This is a genomic window from Lentzea sp. NPDC037011, assembly GCF_055607425.1.
On the sequence record NZ_JBVJRT010000006.1, the window covers coordinates 86,620 to 103,415 of the forward strand.

The window sequence follows — 16,796 nt, forward strand, 5'->3', positions numbered from 1 at the left end:
GGGTTGTCGGCTCAGATCGCCCGCGCCAGCGAGACGGCGAAGCGGTCCCGCGAGTCGGTCCACCACCGGTGCAGGGTGAACCCGGCGTCCTCCAGCTCCGCGCGCACCCCGTCCCGCCGGAACTTCGCCGACACCTCGGTGCGCAGCTCCTCGCCCTCGCGGAACTCCACCGCCAGGCCGAGACCGGCGAGCGTGACCGTCATGGCGCGCGTGGCGCGCAGCCGCATCTCGATCCATTCCTGCTCGCTGTTCCACAACGCCACGTGCTCGAACGCCGCGACGTCGAAGTCGCCGCCGAGCTCGCGGTTGAGGACGTTCAGGACGTTGCGGTTGAACGCGGCCGTCACGCCCTGCGCGTCGTCGTAGGCGCGCACCAGCGTCTCGCGGTCCTTCACCAGATCCGTGCCGAGCAGCAGCCACTCCCCCGGCCGCAGCACGTCGCGGACGGTGTGCAGGAACTTCTCCCGCTCCTCGGGGATGAGGTTGCCGATCGTGCCGCCCAGGAACGCGACCAGGCGCGGTGACACGCCCGGCAGCAGGCCCAGGTGCTGGGTGAAGTCGCCGACCACACCGTGCACCCGCAGGCCGGGGTAGTCGGCGATGATCGCGTGGGCGGCCTCGGTGAGCGCGGACACCGAGACGTCCTGCGGCACGAACTCGGTCAGCGTGCCGTGGTCGCGCAGGGCGCTGAGCAGCAGCCGCGTCTTCTCCGACGAGCCGGAGCCCAGCTCGACCAGCGAGTGCGCGCCGGTGGTCGCCGCGATCTCACCGGCCCGCGCGGCGAGCACCTCCCGTTCCGCTCGCGTCGGGTAGTACTCGGGCAGGCGGGTGATGTCCTCGAACAACGCGCTGCCGGTCGCGTCGTAGAAGTACTTCGGCGACACCCACTTCGGGTCCGCGGTCAGCCCGGCGCGCACGTCGGCGCGCAGGGCGTGCACGGCGTCGTCCGGTTTGAGGTGAACGTCCAGCACCGGCTCGGTCATGCGGGTCGAACCTCCACAGTGGATGGATCGGCGAGGACGACGTGGTGGTCGGGGATCTCCCGCCACGCCGTGTCGGCGTCGAGCGGTTCGGAGGCGAGCGTGACGCTCACGCCGTCGTGGCGGACCCACAGCGAGTGGGTCCAGGTGGTGCCGACGACGACCGAACCGTCGGTCATCAGGAAGTTGAGGCGTGACCCCGGGGCCACGGCCTCGACCTCGTCGCTGAGTTCAACAAGGGCGTCGGCGGGGTTCTTCCCCGCGGCCAGCGCCCGTGCGGCGAGCGCCCACAGCAGTGCCGAGTCGGTGGGCGCGTCGAGGGTGAGCAGGTCGGTCACCGGCAGCGTCCTCGCGAGGTCCTCGACGCTGTGCGGCCAGCCCGTGACGCGCCCGTTGTGGCTGAACAGCCACGTGCCGTCGGTGAACGGCGCGCACGCCGCGTCCGCCACCGGCATGCCGGTCGTGGCGTTGCGGACCGCGGCGAGGACCGCGGTGGACTCGGTGCCGCTGAGGGCGCGCAGGTTCGCGTCGCTCCACAGCGTGCCGGCACGGCGGTAGCGCACCGGGCCGGGGAACCAGCCGACGCCGTAGCCGTCGACGTTGACCGAGCCCCCGCCGCGCATGTCCCCCGGTGCGTACGACTGGTGCTCCAGCGAGTGCGGTGCGTCGTACAGCAGGCCGGACAAGGGCACGGCGGGGCCCAGGTACGCCAGGTGGCGGCACATCGCCTAGGCGTCCCTGGCGCAGCGGAAACCGGCGAAGATCTGCCGCCGGACCGGGTAGTCCCAGTTGCGGAACGTCGCACGGACCGCGGAGGAGTCGGTGCCGAACGAACCGCCGCGCAGCACCTTGTAGTCGGGTCCGAAGAAGACCTCCGAGTACTCGGGGTACGGGAAGACCTCGAAGCCCGGGTAGCCGTGGAAGTCCGTCGAGGTCCACTCCCAGACGTCACCGATCAGCTGGTGCACGCCGTGCGCGGAGACCCCGTCCGGGTACGCGCCGGCCGGTGCGGGGCGCAGGTGTCGCTGACCGAGGTTCGCGTGCCGTTCGTCCGGTGCCGCGTCACCCCACGGGTAGCGGCGGCTGGTACCGGTCGCCGGGTCGTGCCGTGCGGCCTTCTCCCACTCGGCCTCGGTCGGCAGCCGCTTGCCCGCCCACGTCGCGTAGGCCTGGGCCTCGTGGAAGCACACGTGCACAACGGGTTCGTCCGGCACGATCGGCTCCGTCACACCGAACGCGGTGCGGCTGAAGCTCGTGCCCTCGCGGTGCCAGAACCGGGGTGCGGTGAGCTTGGCGCGCGTGCGGTGCACCCATCCCTCGTCCGTCCACAGCCGACGGTCGGAGTACCCGCCGGCGAGGACGAACTCGGCGTACTCGCCGTTGGTGACCGGGGTGGTGTCGATGAAGAACGGGTCGACGTGGACGGTGTGCGCGGGGCGTTCGTTGTCCAGGGCCCACGGTTCGTCCGAGGTGCCCATCTCGAACGGTCCGCCCGGGATGAACACCTCCGTCGCGGCGACCAGGTTCCCCTTCGGCGGAGGGGGCGCGTGCAGCACCGGTTCGCCGGTGCGCAGCTGGTGGGTGGCGAGCATCGTCTCGTCGTGCTGCTGCTCGTGCTGCACGATCATGCCGAACGCGAAGGCGTTCTCGACGAGCCTGCGGCCCTCCAGCGGGACCTCCTCCAGCACGTCGAACACCTTGCCGCGCACGTCACCGACGTACCGGCGGGCCTCGGCGGGGTTGAGCAGCGGCAGCTCCGGCCGCACGCTGCGCCCGTACTTGAACGCGTCGTAGTACTCGTCGATGTCGCTGCGCACCGGTTCACGCCCGCCGACGTCGCGGACGAGCCAGAGCTCCTCCTGGTTGCCGATGTGCGCGAGGTCCCAGACCAGCGGCGACATGAGCTTGGAGTGCTGCCGCACGAGGTCGTGCTCGTCGACGGCATCGGTCAGGGCGGTGGAACGCGCGCGAGAACGCAACAGTTCCTCCGCCACCCGCTCGCGGAGTTCTTCGGTCACAGCTTCCCCTCCAGCTCCCGGCTGATGGTGCTGATCTGCTCGTCGGAGAGACCGGTGCGGGGCAACGCCTCGATGCCGAGGGCGACGACGTCCTTCGCCGCCCGCGCGATGCGGTCGTCCGCCATCCCGTGCCGTGCGGCGACGAGCCACCGCCCGGCCGCCCGTTCCGTCGCCGCCAGCACACCGTCCACAACGGACTGGTCGCTGAACAGCGCGACGAGCAGCGCACTCGGCGCGATCCAGCCGCCCGGCGGCGGCGTGTCCAGGTACCGGATCTCGATGTACCCGCGCGGCCGCACCGGCGGGAACATCAACGACATGTGGTAGTCGAGGTCGTCGCTGGTGGGGCTGCGGTCGAGCGCCCCGTCGATCCAGTCGGCGAACGTGAGCCTCCTGGGCGGGACCCAGTTCGGACCCGGTCCCCTGACGACGATGACGGGCGTGTCGACCACCCGCCGCGCGTAGGCCGCGGCCGGATCGGCGCACACGGCACTCGGCCTGGTGCGCACGGGATCCGTGCCGTACAACGTCCGCATCCGCGCGGAGGCCCAGTCCTGCCGCTGCCCGCCGAGCCCCGGTGAGTTCGCGAACAACGCGACCATCACCGGCCCGAGCTGGTGCACGGCGGCCCACCTGGCCCGCAGGTCCTGCTGTTCGCCGAAGTCGAGGCACACCTGCAGCCCGGCGGTGCTGCACATCATGGAGATGCCGTCGTGGCCGAGGCGGCCGAACTCGTGCTCCATCGCGGCGTAGCGCGGCACCCGCAGCACCCGGCTCGGCGTCCGGTGCGCGTCGGCACCCCTGTCGCCGAGGACGAGGCCCTGGTCCGCGAGCAACGCGGTGAGCTGCTCGACGTCCGTTTCGACGGTGGTGAAGAGCGTGGGGAGGGAGGTGCAGGGAGGTGTGGAGATCTCGACCTGCCCGCCCGGTTCGACGGTCAGCGGCGTGCCGCTGGGAAGCGGCCTCTGCGGGCTGTCCGGAACGAGGGTCGGCGGCGCGTGGTCTCCGAGCGCCGCGGCCAACCTTCGCTGGTCCAGGGGTAACGCGGGGTCTTCTGCGTGGTGGACGGTGAACTCCAGTTCCACGCCGAACAACCTCGGAGGCCCGTGCTTGAAGCAGACCGAGGCGACGTAAGCCTCGGCCTCGGCGCGGTCAGCGAACCTGACCGGCGCCGGTTGGTCACGCAGCGCAGTCGTCACTACACACTCCCCGTGATCGGATAAGCGCATTCGACGCTACACGCGGGCATTGTGGCTCGCACGCTCTCGCGGACGTGCAAATCCTTACAGATCAACGACGTGGCGTGCGCACACGCGTGTGCCCAGGGGGTTTGCATGGCGGATGTGTCGAGTTGCCCGCTTCGTTCACGTTCACGCCCCGCGCCTCCCCCGCTGCTTCTACTGGCGGTGGAGTCAGCCAGATGTCGACCTCCACCGTGCGCAGGCGGCCGTAGACCTGCTGGTCGACGAGGTGGCGGTGCCGTCCGCGGTCGGCCGAGGTCAGCCGGACCGTTCCCGGTCCCGGTTCTCCGCGAGCGCCGCGATGAGGTCGGTGGTCGTGCGGCTGAGCAGGAGGTCGACCACGTGGACGCCGGTCGAGACGCGCCGCCGCCACCCGAGGCGCTCGGCGAGCGCCGACAGCTTGACGAACTCGTGCGTCTCCATGGCGCAGGAGGATATTGGCGCTCACGCCGCCACCGGGACAGGCCAGGCCGGAGATCCACTCGAAAGGATCACACGGATGGAGCTGTCCAATCCGTACGTACGGATTGGATTTCCGGTCCCCGTCCTGGGACCATCTACCGGTGCCCAGGGTCAGCCAGGACCACCTAGACGCCCGCCGTCGCCAGATCCTCGACGGTGCGCGTGCTTGCTTTGCGCGCCACGGCTACGAGGGTGCCACGGTACGCCGTCTCGAAGAGGCCACGGGACTGTCCCGCGGTGCGATCTTCCACCACTTCCGGGACAAGGAGTCGCTCTTCCTCGCCCTCGCGGAGGACGACGCGCTGCGGATGGCCGACGTCGTGGCCGAGCAGGGCCTGGTCCAGGTCATGCGCGACCTGCTCGACGAGCCGGAGAAGCGCGACGAGGGCCACGCGGCGGACTGGCTGGGCACGCGCCTGGAGGTCTCCCGGCGGCTGCGCACCGACCCCGACTTCCGCGCGCGGTGGGCCGAGCGGTCCGAGCAGCTGACGGCCGCGACCCGGCAGCGCCTGCTCCGGCAGCGGGAGGCCGGCAACCTGCGCGACGACGTCGACGTGACGGTGCTGACGAGCTTCCTGGAGCTGGTGCTGGAGGGCCTGGTGTCGCACCTGGCGATGGGGCTGCCGGCCGACGACATGGAGCCGGTGCTCGACCTCGTCGAAGAAACCGTGCGCCGCCACCGCCGCAGCTCTTGAAGGTTTTTCACGTAAACCCCACTGTGGACGCATGCCGTCCTCGCTGAAGACCACCGTCCAGTTCTTCGCGCTCCGCTCTCTCGTGCGCGGCTATGCGCTGATCGGTGACCCGTACGCCGGTGTCATGGCATCACCGCCGGACCGCGACCCGTACTCGATGTACGAGAAGGTGCGCGCCAAGGGCGACATGGTGCGCAGCAAGATGGGCGCCTACGTCACGCCGTCGCGTGCGTTGTGCGACTCGGTGCTGCGTGACCCGCGGTTCGTCACGGCGACGTTCGACGAGGCGTCGATGATCCCGATCACGCTGGTCAAGGACGGCCACAAGGTCGTGAACCCGGTGCAGGACTCGTTCCTGATGAAGAACCCGCCGGACCACACCCGGCTGCGCAGGCTGGTGCAGCCGTTCTTCACCCCTCGTGCGCTGAAGGACCGCACCGCGTCGATCCAGAAGATCGTCACGGACCACCTCGACCGGCTGGACGACCGGTTCGACGTGGTGGCGGAGTTCGCGTCCCAGGTGCCGATCCAGGTGATCGCGGACCTGCTGGGCGTGCCGGACGACGACAGGGCGCTGTTCGCCCGCTGGGGTTCGTCGCTGGCCGAGACGCTCGACGGCGTCTGGTCGCACAAGCAGCTCAGGGACCTGCACGCCACGATCGTCGAGTACAACGACTTCATCGACGGGCTGATGGACGAGCGGCGGCGCAACCCGCAGGACGACATCGTCAGCCACCTGGTGACCCGGCACGCGGACCTCAGCCGCGAGGACCTGGTCGCCACCACCGGGTTGCTGCTGTTCGCCGGGTTCGAGACGACGGTCAACCTGATCGGCAACGGCGTGCTGAAGGCGTTCGAGAACCCGCACACGGTCGCGCCGCTCGCGCAGAGCCCGGAGTACGCGGAGGGGTTCGTCGAGGAGGTGCTGCGGCTCGACCCGCCGGTGCAGTACACGATCCGCTGGCCGAAGGAACGCCTTGAGCTGGCCGGCGCCTCCCTGCCGAAGGGCATGCCGGTGATGCTGCTGCTCGCGGCGGCCAACCGCGACCCGCGGGTGTTCTCCGACCCGCTCACGTTCGACCCGACGCGGTCCAACGCGCGTGAGCACCTCGCGTTCTCCGCGGGCATCCACTACTGCATCGGCGCGGGCCTGTCGCGCATCGAGGGCGCGGTCGCGTTGCACGAGCTCTTCAAGCGCTTCCCGAACCTCGCGCAGGACGGCCCGATGGCGCGGCGCAGGTCGAAGCTCATCCGCGGCGCGTTGCGACTTCCGGTTCGTGCGAACGAGCCCAAACGATCACTGGCGGTGAAGCAGACCTGACGTGGGGCGAAATTCGCGGGCGCACGTGCCCTACTTCACCTGTCCGGAGCAATGTTCGTGCCCCAATGACACATCTCCGTAGTGCATGCTTGAAGGCGAGAGGGAGACCCGCCGCACCGCCGCCGCGACGGGCCTCCCTCTCGCCTTGTGCGCCTCACTCGACGCCCGACATCAGCTTCCTGATGGCAGGGGCCGCCACGGCCAGCGCGATGCCGAAGACCACGGCCGCACCGCCCAGCGTGAGGAAGTACGCCGACGGGCTCGTCGTGTAGAACTTCACGAGCTGCGCGGCCACACCGGTGCCGGCCGAGGTCGCGAGGAACCACAGGCTCATCGTCTGCGAGGCGAACGCGCGCGGCGCCAGCTTCGTCGTCACCGACAGGCCGACCGGCGACAGCATGAGCTCACCGGCGGTCATGATCAGGAACATCAGCACCAGCCACAGCGGCGTCACCTTGCCGTCGGCCGCCGAGTTGCTCGCGAAGTACATGAGCACGAACGACAGGCCGACGAGCACGAGCGCACCGGCGAACTTGCGGGGCGTGGACGGCGCCCGCTTGCCGAGCTTCACCCACAGCAGCGCGAACAGCGGCGCCAGGGCGATGATCATGATCGGGTTGATCGACTGGAACCACGCGACCGGGAACTCCCAGCCGAACACGTGGTTGTCGACGCGGGAGTCGGCGAACTCGGCGATGACCGAGGCGCTCTGCTCGAAGATCAGCCAGAACATGGCGGCCGCGACGAACAGCGGGATGTAGGCGACGACCCGCGGCTTCTCCTCCGGCAGCGTCTTCGGGCTGCGCAGCATGACGGTGAAGTACGCGATCGGCAGGACGATCGACATGATGCTGATCATCAGGATGACGCCCTCGACGTCACCGAGGAGGTAGGAGACCACACCGAGCGCGGCGATGGCGACGGCGACACCGGCGATGAGGCCGTAGACGCGGCCCTTCTCCTGGTGCGGCAGCGGGTTCGGCGCCACGGCCGCGGACCCGCGCAGGTGCTTGCGGCCCAGGCGGTACTGGACGAGGCCCAGCGCCATGCCGACCGCGGCGACGGCGAACCCGGCGTGGAAGCCGATGCCGTCCGCGAGCGCGCCGGTGATCAGCGGCGACACGAAGCCACCGATGTTGATCGCCATGTAGAAGATCGTGAAGCCGGCGTCGCGGCGGGTGTCGGTCTTGTCGTACAGGCCGCCGACGACCGTCGAGATGTTCGGCTTGAGCAGGCCGGTGCCGAACACGATGAAGATCAGGCCGACGTACACGCCGGTGATGCCGATCGGCAGCGCCAGTGCGATGTGGCCGCACATGATCAGGACGCCGCCGTAGAAGGTGGCGCGCTGGCCACCCCACACGCGGTCGGCGAGCCAGCCGCCGGCGACGCCGGACATGTAGACCGCGGTGCCGTAGATGGCCACGACGGACAACGCCAGCGCCTTGTCGACGCCGAGACCGCCCTCGGACACGGCCGTCCACAGGTAGAGGCCGAGGATGGCCTTCATCCCGTAGAACGAGAACCGCTCCCACAGTTCGGTGAAGAAGAGCGTGGACAGGCCTCGGGGGTGGCCGAAGAAGCCCGTGTCCTGCTTGCCGGGGATGCTGGCGCTAGGGGCGCTCACGTCATCGTCCTCTCGTGTCAACGATGTCACGGCGGATCCGGTGCACATTACGCCGAACGCTCGTACTGTTTGCAATCGGGGTTGCGTCCAAGTGGCCCAACTCTCAGGCCGTCGTGCGGGGTCGGGCGGTGTTTGATGCACTGCTGGGGTGGACTTGATCCAGGCGCACGGCCTCGCAATGACGGAGTTCGACCGTCGGGTGCGGGAAATCGCCCCCGACCAGTGGGAGCTGGGTACCCCCTGCCGGGAGTGGTCGGTCAGAGATCTGGTGGGCCATCTGGTCCACGAGCAGCTCTGGGCGCCGGAGCTGCTGGCGGGCTGCACCACCGAGCAGGTCGGTGACCGGTTCGACCACGGCAACCTCGGCGACGACCCGCTGGTGTCCTGGGTGGTGGCCGCGGCGGCGGCGCGCGAGGCGTGGCTGGAGCCCGACGCGCTGTCGCGGCCGGTGCACGTGTCGAGCGGGCTGCTGGACGCCGCCGAGTACTGCTGGCAGATGACGACGGACCTCGCGGTGCACGCGTGGGACCTGGCGCGCTCGATCGGCGCCGACGAGCGCATAGACCCGGACCTGGCCGCGACGGTGCTCGCGTACGTGGAGCGCAACGCCGACGAGTGGAGTGCGACGCCGATGTTCGACTCGGCCGTCCCGGTCGCTCGGGACGCGGACGACCAGACCCGCCTGATCGGACTGCTGGGACGCAAGCCGTAGCCCTTCCGGTGTGCAAGCGCCCCGCCCCGCATCCCCCTCGCCTCCTGCGAGGCGGGGCGCTCATCCCCCACTGCGCGGCCGGTGACCCCCCGGTTCCGGCCGCACCGCAAGTTCTACCGCCCGCGGCGTTGTCCGGTGTCGGCGCACGACCACCGGACAACGACCTCCGGACAACCCGCCGCCACGACGCGACGCGCCCCCTGGCACCGGATGTGCCAGGGGGCGCGGGGTGCCGGACGGATCAGCCGACGTGTGATCGACGTCCGCACCGGTGTGTGGTCGTGGGTGGACCGCCCAGGACTCTGCCAGCCGCCCGTGACCGGCACCTGAACCTCAGATGACCTTCCGCTCCAACGTGACGAGTGTGATGCCCAGCCCGTCGACGCGCTCGCTGATCTTCACGAACCCGGCGCTCTCGTACAGCCGGATGTTCTCCTCGCTGCGGGCACCGGTGAACAGCCACAGGACGTCGACCCCGCTCGGCGCGGCACCGGCGGCCGCGTCGAGGAGCTTCCTGCCGATCCCCCTGCCCTGCTGGTCGGGCGCCACGAACAGGCGGGCGACCTCCATGCGGTCCCCGTCGACGTTGCCGCGCACGCTGCCGACGAGCCGGTGCCCGTCGAACGCGCCGAGCGCGGGCTGCCCGGAGGAGATGTGGTCCCGCACCTGCGCGAGCGTCTCCACCAGCGGCGGCAGGTCCCACGCGCCGTACCGGCGGGCCTCGACCAGGTAGGCGGCCCGCTGCACGGTCATGACCTCACCCGCCCGGTCGGCGTCGAGTGCCCTGATCCGGATGCTCACGGCCCGTTGACCCCCGGCGTCCAGCTCTCCGGCACACCGCTCTCGGTGAGGACGAGCTGGTGGTCGCCGAACCCGGCGGGCGCGTCGGGCTGCCACGGCCAGTGGCCCTGCGGTGTCGGCACGATGATCTGCACGGCGGCGAACTCGGAGCCGTCGTAGAGCAGGTAGGCACTGCCGAGGAACTCCGGGTAGAAGCCCTTGTAGACGCGTTCGAACGTGATCGGCACGCCGTTGAAGAAGTCGAAGTACAGCTGCCCCGGCACGAACCGCTCCCCGGCGCTCGCCCGCTTGACGTACGCGTTGACGAGCGTCTCGCCCATGCCCTGGTCGAGTCCGATCACGACCGCCTCGGCCACCCCGAACCGCCGCCACGCGCCGACCGAGAAGACGTAGCCCGCTCCCTCGGCGTCCGGTGGCACGACGATGGTGGCGTGACCGTGCCGGTCGGCCAGGGAGAGCAGCCGGGCACGCAACTCGATGTCCTCGTCGGAAAGCACGAAACCCACCCTACGCACACGGAACGGGCGGGTGAGCCGTCCGGCTCACCCGCCCGCCCACCGCCGGAAGAGGTCAGCCGACCTCGGCCATGACCTCGTCGGACACGTCGAAGTTCGCGAAGACGTTCTGCACGTCGTCGCAGTCCTCCAGCGCGTCGATCAGCTTGAAGATCTTCTTGGCGCCCTCCGCCTCGAGCGCGACGGACACCGACGGCAGGAAGCTCGACTCGGCCGACTCGTAGTCGATGCCCGCGTCCTGCAGCGCCTTGCGCACCGGGATCAGGTCGCCGGCCTCGGAGACGACCTCGAAGGCCTCCCCCAGGTCGTTGACCTCCTCGGCACCCGCTTCGAGCACCGCCATCATCACGTCGTCCTCGGTCGTGCCCGCCTTCGGCACGATGACGACGCCCTTGCGGCTGAACATGTACGACACCGAACCGGGGTCGGCCATCGAACCGCCGTTGCGGGTCATGGCCGTGCGGACCTCGGTGGCGGCGCGGTTGCGGTTGTCGGTGAGGCACTCGATGAGCACCGCGACACCGTTGGGCCCGTAGCCCTCGTACATGATGGTCTGCCAGTCGGCGCCGCCGGCCTCCTCGCCGCCGCCGCGCTTGCGGGCCCGTTCGATGTTGTCCAGCGGCACCGAGTTCTTGCGGGCCTTCTGGATCGCGTCGAAGAGCGTCGGGTTGCCGTCGGGGTCGCCACCACCGGTGCGGGCGGCCACCTCGATGTTCTTGATCAGCCGCGCGAACAGCTTGCCGCGCTTGGCGTCAATAGCGGCCTTCTTGTGCTTGGTGGTCGCCCACTTGGAGTGGCCGCTCATTTCTCCTCCGTCGAACTTCGGACCATGTCAACGAACAGTCGGTGAACGCGCTCGTCCCCCGTGAGCTCCGGGTGGAACGCCGTGGCTAGCACGTTGCCCTGCCTGACCGCGACGATCCTACCGGCGGCGTCACCCGCCTCAGCCGTGACGGGCACCGTAGCGAGCACCTCGACACCGCTGTGCACCGCCTCCACCCAAGGTGCCCGGATGAACACGGCGTGAACCGTCTCGCCCTCCAGGTCGAGATCGGTCTCGAACGAGTCGGCCTGCCGGCCGAAGGCGTTGCGCCGGACCGTGACGTCCAGGCCGCCGAGCTGGTGCTGGTCCTCGCGGCCGTCCAGGACGGTGTTGGCGAGCAGGATCATGCCCGCGCACGACCCGTACGCGGGGAAGCCCGCCTTGATCTTGGCCCGCAGCGGCTCCAGCAGCTCGAAGTTGTCGAGCAGCTTGCTCATGGTCGTCGACTCGCCGCCGGGGAGCACGATCCCGTCCAGCTCGTCCAGCTCCTCGGCGCGCCGCACGGGCCGTGCGGTGACATCGCACTTCGCGAGCGACACGAGGTGTTCCTGGACGTCACCCTGGAGGGCGAGCACGCCGATGACGGGAGGGGCAGCAACCATGCCTGCCAGCTTATTCGAGGTGGTCAGCGCACACCTCGCCGGTCCGCCGCCCGCGTGGGGCAGGATCGGCGCATGACCGGTTCGCACCTCACCGCCGTCGTCGAGGACTGGGTCAGGGGCTGGGCGCTGTCCCGCGGCACCCCTGCGCCCGTCGAGGAGCCCGACGGCTACCGCATCGACGTCGGGCTGCCGGGGCACCGGGTGCGCTACGTCCTGCCGGACCCGGCCGCGGCCGGCCCGCGTGCCGCCGGGTTGTCCGAGCCCGGCACGTGGCTGAAGGTCTGCGGTGCGCGCGACCAGGTCGAGCTCGGCCCGGCGTGGGTGGTCAGCGCGCCGGAGCACCTGATGAGCGTCGAGCTGGGGACGCGGCCGCCGGTGACCCCGCCGGCCCCCTACACCGTGGAGGTGCGCGGCACCGGTGACGTGGCCGAGGCCGTGGTGCTCGCCGGGAGCGAGGTCGCGGCGAAGGGCCGGGTCGCGGTGCACGGGCGCGCCGCCGTGGTCGACGTGGTGGAGACCGGCCCCGCGCACCGCAGGCGTGGCCTGGGCAGCGTGGTGATGTCGGAGCTGACCCGCACCGCCGTGACCCGGGGTGCGACCCGCGCCGTCCTCGTCGCCTCCGAAGCCGGTCGCGCCCTCTACCTGACCCTCGGCTGGACCGCCGTCTCCCCCATCACAGCGGCCCACCTGCCCGTTCCCTGAACGCACGCGGGGACCTTTCGTACTCTCAGAGAGTACGAAAGGTCCCCGCGTGCCCTGAGCCGAGCAGGAGCTGAGCCGAGGAGGGTCAGTCGACGGGCACGGGCTCCTGCTGCGCCTGCCGCGACTTCACGAACCGCCAGCCGAGGAACAGCACCAGCGCCAGGACGGGGATGGACCAGAACGCGATCCGCTCCGCGTGCCCGGACGAGAACGCCATCTGCCCGACGACGAGCGCGAGGAACCCGAGCGTCAGCCACGACGTGTACGGCGCGCCGGGCATCCGGTAGGAGGGCCGTTCGACCTCACCCCGCAGCGCCTTCTGCCGCAGCTTCATCTGGCAGACGATCAGCGTGGCCCACGTGGACACCACACCGAGCGAGGCGACGGCGATCGCGATGTCGAACGCGTCCTTCGGGACGGTGTAGTTGAGCACCACGCCGAACAGGTAGGCGGCGCCGGTGAACAGGATGCCGCCGTAGGGCACGTGCCGGGAGTTCATCTTGCCGGTGAACGCCGGTGCCTCGCCCTTCTGCGCCAGCGACCGCAGGATGCGGCCGGTGGAGTAGAGGCCGGAGTTGCACGAGGACAGCGCGGCGGTGAGCACCACGGCGTTCATGATGTCGCCGACCGCGGGGATGCCCAGCGCCGAGAACACGGTCACGAACGGCGACTCGGTGCCGGTGTAGTGGTCCCACGGCAGCAGCATCGTCAGCAGCAGCACGGAACCGACGTAGAAGATGGCGATGCGGTAGACCACGCCGTTGATGGCGCGCGGCATGATCTTCTCGGGGTTCTTGGTCTCGCCGGCCGCGATGCCGACCAGCTCGATGGCCGAGTAGGCGAAGATCACGGCCTGCAGGGTCATCAGCGCGACGCCGAACCCGGCGGGGAACAGGCCGCCGTGACCCAGGGTGTTGGAGACCGACGCCGTGGTGCCGCCGATGTCCGCGGCGCTGATCACCAGGGCGATGCCGGTGACCAGGAAGACGAGGATCGCCGTCACCTTGATGACGCTGAACCAGAACTCCAGCTCACCGAACAGCTTCACCGACAGCATGTTGATCGCGACGAGGACGACCAGCGCCACCAGCGCGGTGATCCACTGCGGCATGTCCGGGAACCACTTGTGCATGTAGATCGCGACGGCGGTGATCTCGGCGATGCCGGTCATCGCCCAGTTGACCCAGTACATCCAGCCGGAGGTGAAGCCCGCCCACGGGCCGATGAACTCGCGGGCGTACTCCACGAAGCTGCCGGCCACCGGGCGGTGCAGGACGAGCTCGCCCAGCGCGCGCATGACGAAGAACGCCGCGAGGCCGCACACCGCATAGGACAGGATCAGCGACGGCCCCGCCGCGGCGAGGCGTCCGCCCGCGCCCAGGAAGAGGCCGACGCCGATCGCGCCACCGATTGCGATCATCTGCACCTGGCGCTTGGTCAGCGCCTTGGTGTAGCCGTCCGCATCAGTTTCCACAGAACTCACGAGGAGGTTCCTTCCGAAAACGGAAAATGCCCGCGTCGGAACCTCCCGCGCCCCGACGCGCTGATGCGTCCGGACCTTAGTGAGTGGCGGTCATCACCAAGAAATCAGTTGGGGAAGGCTTAACGTAAGCGACGTCACACAACGCCGCGTCGAGGTCTTCCCAAATGTCCTCGACGTGTTCGAGTCCCACGGAAATGCGCAGCAAATTGTCCGGAACGCCAGAAGCACGCAGTTCTTCTCCCGGAACGAGCCGGTGCGTCAATGCCGAGGGGTGCTCGATCAGGGTGTCGACCGATCCCAGCGAGACGGCGGGCGTGACCAGCTTCAGCCGCCGCACCACCTCGACCGGGTCGCCGTGCACGCCGAACGCGATCATCGCGCCGGTCCCGCGCATCTGCGCCGTCCTGCCGGGGTAGCGCACGAACTCCACCGCGTCGTGCTCGGCCAGCCGTGCGGCGAGGACGGCCGCCGACCGCGACGCCGCCTCGACCCGCAGCGGCAGCGTGGCGAGCCCGCGGTGCAGCAGGTAGCCGCCCAGCGGGTGCAGCACGGCGCCGGTGATGATCCTGACCTGCCGCAACGCCGCCGCGCGCTCCTCGGAGCAGGCCACGACGCCACCGAGCACGTCACCGTGCCCGCCCAGGTACTTGGTGCCGGAGTGCAGCACGTACGACGCCCCGTGCAGCGCCGGGTTCTGCAGCACGGGCGTGGCGAAGGTGTTGTCGACCATGACCGGGACGGCGCCGGCCTGCCGCACGACGTGCTCGATGTCGACGAGGTCGAGGTTGGGGTTGGCCGGCGTCTCGACAACGACGAGGCCGGTGTCCGGCCGGATCGCAGACGCCACCAGGCCCGCCTCCACGTACGTCGTGGTGACGCCCAGCAGACCCGACGACAGCAGGTGGTCGGTGCCGCCGTAGAGCGGACGCACGGCCACGACGTGCGGTTTTCCCGCCATCACGCAGGCGGCCTGGACGACGGCGGTCACCGCGGCCATGCCACTGCCGAAGGCCACGGCGGCCTCGGTGTGCTCCAGAGCGGCCAGCGCCTGTTCGAACCGCGCCACGGTCGGGTTGTGCAACCGGGCGTACACCGGTGACGCGGCGTGCGCCGCGCCGGTGGCCCACTCCCCCAGCGCCGCCCCGCCGAGCGCCTGGTCGGGCACGGGGTAGGTGGTGGACAGGTCGATGGGAGGAGCGTGCACGCCCAGCTCGGCGAGGTCGTCGCGGCCGCCGTGCACTGCGATGGTCTCCATGCGCGTCATGGCCGGAATGGTGGAGACTTCCTCGGCACAGCGGGCACGGAACCGCACCCGTTTCGGCAGAAGGGCGATTCGCCGTGCTGGATTCGATCGACGAGGCCATCGTGCGGGAGCTGCGGAAGGACGCGCGGCTGCAGAACAAGGACCTGGCCGAACGCGTGAACGTCGCGCAGTCCACGGCCGTGGTCCGGCACCGGGCGCTGCGGGAGCGCGGCGTGATCACCGGCTACCACGCCGAGGTCGACCCGAGCGCGGTCGGGCAGCACGTCCAGGCGATGCTCGCGGTGAAGATCCGGCCGCACACGAAGGAGATCGTCGACCCGTTCATGGCGTACGTGCTGGGCCTGCCGGAAACGCTCGCGCTCTCCCACGTGACGGGTCCGGAGGATTTCCTGGTGCACGTCGCGGTGTCCGACGTCGCTCATCTGCAACGGCTCGTGCTCGACAAGTTCACCAGTCGGCGAGAGGTGACCGAAGTGCACACGAACCTGCTTTTCTCGCACATCAGAAAGCATTAGGCCACGCCGAGCCACCGCAGTCCCGCGGTGGTCGCGGCGGCCAGGACGATTACTGCGACAAAAGGCAGTTTCCGCCACGCCGCGAGACCGCCGACCGCCACTCCGGCGGCGAGCGCCCAGCCGCCGAACTGCTTTCCGCTCGTCAGCGCCGAGATCGCCACCAAGGCGACCAGCAGCACGGTGGCGGAGGCGGACATCAGCTCGCGGACCCGCTCCGGCAGCGTCACGCGGTCGCGCAGCACCGGCCCGGCGAAGCGGATGGCGAAGGTGCCGGCGGCCAGGATCAGGATCGCGGTGACGGGCACGGCTCCTCCTTCGTCGGTGTCTTCTTCTTCGGGGCGCGGAACGCGAAGAGCCCTGCCAGCGCGAGCAGCACGGGCACACCGGCGGGCAGGAACGGCGTCGTCGCCAGCGCGATGACGGCGCCGGCGAGTGCCGCGTTGCGCGTCGCCGCGTCCTTCAGGGCCGGGAGCGTGAGGGCGAGCAGCGCCGCCGGGAAGGCCGCGTCCAGGCCGAACGCCGCCGTGTCCCCGATCGCCTGCCCCACGAGCGCGCCGATGAGCACGCCGGTGTTCCAGCTGAAGAACAACGCCACGCCGCACGCCCAGTAGGCAGCCCGTGCGCGTGCGGGGTCCTTCTGCGCCATGGCGAACGCGGTGGACTCGTCGATCAGCAGGTGGCTGCCGACGACGCGGGCGAGCGGGCTCTTGCCGAGCACGTCCCCGACCGCGAGGCCGAATGGCAGGTGCCGAGCGTTCAGCACGAGACCGGCCAGCACCGCGGCGGCGGGGCTGCCGCCGGCGGCGACCACGCCCACCGCCATGAACTGCGAGCCACCCGCGAAGACCAGCAGCGACATCAGCACCGGCACCCACCACGCCAGGCCGGAGCCCACCGAGATCGCACCGAAGCTGGCGCCGGTCACCGCGGCGCCGAGGGCCACCGCGGTCACGTCGCGCAGGAGGACTGCATCCAGAGTTCGCCAAATCGAACGGACCACCCGATAAGATGAACACCCGGGATCGGTGTTCGTCA

General features: G+C 70.2%; 19 protein-coding genes. 5 read left to right on the top strand and 14 right to left on the bottom strand.

The window, feature by feature from the left end:
* Nucleotides 1–11: 11 nt before the first annotated feature.
* The 5 genes from egtD to ACZ7CH_RS19570 all read right to left on the bottom strand — a co-directional run bounded on the left by egtD (nucleotide 12) and on the right by ACZ7CH_RS19570 (nucleotide 4,662).
* Nucleotides 12–983: an L-histidine N(alpha)-methyltransferase gene (egtD, locus tag ACZ7CH_RS19550; protein WP_458431189.1), complete on the bottom strand. Its 972-nt coding sequence runs from the start codon at nucleotides 981–983 to the stop codon at nucleotides 12–14.
* Nucleotides 980–1,705: an ergothioneine biosynthesis protein EgtC gene (gene egtC, locus ACZ7CH_RS19555; RefSeq protein WP_470374482.1), complete on the bottom strand. Its 726-nt coding sequence runs from the start codon at nucleotides 1,703–1,705 to the stop codon at nucleotides 980–982. The genes egtD and egtC overlap by 4 nt, the downstream gene beginning before the upstream one ends.
* Before the next feature lie 3 nt (nucleotides 1,706–1,708).
* Entirely contained in the window at nucleotides 1,709–2,998 is a 1,290-nt protein-coding gene (gene egtB, locus ACZ7CH_RS19560) for an ergothioneine biosynthesis protein EgtB (protein ID WP_470374483.1), read from the bottom strand.
* The gene (locus ACZ7CH_RS19565; RefSeq protein WP_360400112.1) at nucleotides 2,995–4,197 is read right to left on the bottom strand and encodes a glutamate-cysteine ligase family protein; all 1,203 of its coding nucleotides are present in this window, start codon (nucleotides 4,195–4,197) and stop codon (nucleotides 2,995–2,997) included. Before ACZ7CH_RS19565 ends, egtB begins: the two co-directional genes overlap by 4 nt.
* A 300-nt stretch (nucleotides 4,198–4,497) precedes the next feature.
* Nucleotides 4,498–4,662 (bottom strand): hypothetical protein, encoded by a 165-nt coding sequence (locus ACZ7CH_RS19570; protein WP_360400109.1) that lies wholly within the window; start codon nucleotides 4,660–4,662, stop codon nucleotides 4,498–4,500.
* Between the two features lie 140 nt (nucleotides 4,663–4,802).
* On the opposite strand from ACZ7CH_RS19570, the gene ACZ7CH_RS19575 reads away from it, so the two are divergent.
* Entirely contained in the window at nucleotides 4,803–5,396 is a 594-nt protein-coding gene (locus ACZ7CH_RS19575; RefSeq protein WP_360400106.1) for a TetR/AcrR family transcriptional regulator, read from the top strand.
* 31 nt (nucleotides 5,397–5,427) lie between these two features.
* The gene (locus ACZ7CH_RS19580) at nucleotides 5,428–6,717 is read left to right on the top strand and encodes a cytochrome P450 (protein WP_470374484.1); all 1,290 of its coding nucleotides are present in this window, start codon (nucleotides 5,428–5,430) and stop codon (nucleotides 6,715–6,717) included.
* Between the two features lie 154 nt (nucleotides 6,718–6,871).
* Here the strand turns inward: ACZ7CH_RS19580 and ACZ7CH_RS19585 are convergent, their stop codons facing one another.
* Entirely contained in the window at nucleotides 6,872–8,344 is a 1,473-nt protein-coding gene (locus tag ACZ7CH_RS19585; RefSeq protein ID WP_360400100.1) for a peptide MFS transporter, read from the bottom strand.
* 178 nt (nucleotides 8,345–8,522) lie between these two features.
* Here ACZ7CH_RS19585 and ACZ7CH_RS19590 point away from each other — a divergent pair, with 178 nt between their 5' ends.
* Nucleotides 8,523–9,056, top strand: coding sequence for a TIGR03086 family metal-binding protein (locus ACZ7CH_RS19590; protein ID WP_470374485.1), 534 nt, complete (start codon nucleotides 8,523–8,525; stop codon nucleotides 9,054–9,056).
* A 333-nt stretch (nucleotides 9,057–9,389) separates the two neighbouring features.
* Here ACZ7CH_RS19590 and ACZ7CH_RS19595 read toward each other — a convergent pair whose 3' ends face one another.
* The 4 genes from ACZ7CH_RS19595 to pdxT form a co-directional block, all read right to left on the bottom strand.
* Nucleotides 9,390–9,857: a GNAT family N-acetyltransferase gene (locus ACZ7CH_RS19595; protein WP_360400094.1), complete on the bottom strand. Its 468-nt coding sequence runs from the start codon at nucleotides 9,855–9,857 to the stop codon at nucleotides 9,390–9,392.
* The gene (locus ACZ7CH_RS19600) at nucleotides 9,854–10,354 is read right to left on the bottom strand and encodes a DUF4262 domain-containing protein (RefSeq protein WP_470371029.1); all 501 of its coding nucleotides are present in this window, start codon (nucleotides 10,352–10,354) and stop codon (nucleotides 9,854–9,856) included. Before ACZ7CH_RS19600 ends, ACZ7CH_RS19595 begins: the two co-directional genes overlap by 4 nt.
* A gap of 73 nt (nucleotides 10,355–10,427) precedes the next feature.
* Nucleotides 10,428–11,177 carry a YebC/PmpR family DNA-binding transcriptional regulator gene (locus tag ACZ7CH_RS19605; RefSeq protein ID WP_360391528.1) on the bottom strand — a complete coding sequence of 250 codons (750 nt, stop codon included), beginning with the start codon at nucleotides 11,175–11,177 and terminating at the stop codon, nucleotides 10,428–10,430.
* Entirely contained in the window at nucleotides 11,174–11,797 is a 624-nt protein-coding gene (pdxT, locus tag ACZ7CH_RS19610; protein WP_458431183.1) for a pyridoxal 5'-phosphate synthase glutaminase subunit PdxT, read from the bottom strand. The genes ACZ7CH_RS19605 and pdxT overlap by 4 nt, the downstream gene beginning before the upstream one ends.
* 72 nt (nucleotides 11,798–11,869) lie before the next feature.
* Between pdxT and ACZ7CH_RS19615 the strand changes: the two genes are divergently transcribed.
* A complete protein-coding gene (locus ACZ7CH_RS19615; RefSeq protein WP_470374486.1) occupies nucleotides 11,870–12,499 on the top strand; it encodes a GNAT family N-acetyltransferase in 630 nt (209 codons plus the stop codon).
* Between the two features lie 85 nt (nucleotides 12,500–12,584).
* On the opposite strand, the gene ACZ7CH_RS19620 is transcribed toward ACZ7CH_RS19615, so the two are convergent.
* Together ACZ7CH_RS19620 and ACZ7CH_RS19625 are read right to left on the bottom strand one after the other, a co-directional pair.
* Nucleotides 12,585–13,919, bottom strand: coding sequence for an amino acid permease (locus ACZ7CH_RS19620; RefSeq protein WP_360392666.1), 1,335 nt, complete (start codon nucleotides 13,917–13,919; stop codon nucleotides 12,585–12,587).
* Nucleotides 13,920–14,058: 139 nt separating this feature from the next.
* Entirely contained in the window at nucleotides 14,059–15,246 is a 1,188-nt protein-coding gene (locus tag ACZ7CH_RS19625; RefSeq protein WP_360391535.1) for a trans-sulfuration enzyme family protein, read from the bottom strand.
* Between the two features lie 74 nt (nucleotides 15,247–15,320).
* On the opposite strand from ACZ7CH_RS19625, the gene ACZ7CH_RS19630 reads away from it, so the two are divergent.
* The gene (locus ACZ7CH_RS19630) at nucleotides 15,321–15,761 is read left to right on the top strand and encodes an Lrp/AsnC family transcriptional regulator (RefSeq protein ID WP_360391538.1); all 441 of its coding nucleotides are present in this window, start codon (nucleotides 15,321–15,323) and stop codon (nucleotides 15,759–15,761) included.
* On the opposite strand, the gene ACZ7CH_RS19635 is transcribed toward ACZ7CH_RS19630, so the two are convergent.
* Both ACZ7CH_RS19635 and ACZ7CH_RS19640 read right to left on the bottom strand, forming a co-directional pair.
* Entirely contained in the window at nucleotides 15,758–16,066 is a 309-nt protein-coding gene (locus ACZ7CH_RS19635) for an AzlD domain-containing protein (protein WP_360391540.1), read from the bottom strand. The genes ACZ7CH_RS19630 and ACZ7CH_RS19635 overlap by 4 nt on opposite strands.
* On the bottom strand, nucleotides 16,045–16,713 hold the full coding sequence (locus tag ACZ7CH_RS19640; protein ID WP_458431181.1) for an AzlC family ABC transporter permease: 669 nt from the start codon (nucleotides 16,711–16,713) through the stop codon (nucleotides 16,045–16,047). Before ACZ7CH_RS19640 ends, ACZ7CH_RS19635 begins: the two co-directional genes overlap by 22 nt.
* Nucleotides 16,714–16,796 lie beyond the last annotated feature (83 nt).